Here is a 769-nt window from a genome sequence, read left to right on the forward strand (position 1 = left end):
AGCGACCGTGGGTGGCGTTGGCATTGTGATTCTGGCGATTATTCTCGACAGGTTGACCCAGTCTTTAGGGCAGTCGGCTCGGGATCGAGGAACGCGTCATTGGTATGAAGCCGGCCCTATTGGTTTGCTTCGCAAAATTTCTGGTAAACAACAATAAATGCACATCAAGGAGCATAAAATGAAAGCTATTCGAGCTTTAGCGATTGGGTTAGGCATTGGCATCACCACGATGTCGGCAACGGCATCAGACATGCCTGGTAAAGGTGTTGAGGTTGTACCTATTCAAGGTGCGATCGCGGAAGAGTCTTTTCAGACGATTATTTTGAACGAAGCTTTGGTTCAGTTGGGCTACGATGTTCAAGAAACAAAAGAAGTTGATTACAGCGCGGGCTACACGTCAATAGCGAGTGGCGATGCAACATTCATGGCGGTTAACTGGTATCCACTGCACAATGGTATGTATGACAATGCAGGTGGTGACGATAAGTTCTATCGCAAAGGTCATTACATCAAAGGTGCGGCGCAAGGCTATTTGGTTGATAAGAAAACAGCGGACAAATACGGCATCGACAATATTGGTGACTTTAAAGACCCTGAAATCGCAAAGCTATTTGATACAGATGGTGATGGTAAGGCTGACTTGACTGGCTGTCAGGCTGGATGGGGTTGTGAAGGTGTGATTGAGCATCAACTAGATGCATTTGAATTGCGCGATACCATTACGCACAAACAAGGCCAGTACGCTGCAATCATTTCAGACACCATTGCA

1 protein-coding gene is annotated in these 769 nt (G+C 46.6%); it reads left to right on the forward strand.

Going from position 1 to position 769, the window contains the following annotated elements; genetic code table 11:
• Nucleotides 1-178: 178 nt before the first annotated feature.
• Nucleotides 179-769: glycine betaine/L-proline ABC transporter substrate-binding protein ProX (gene proX / locus A3750_RS04855; protein ID WP_156498411.1), on the forward strand; the 591-nt coding region annotated here is incomplete at its 3' end.

This window comes from Oleiphilus sp. HI0079 (assembly GCF_001635105.1).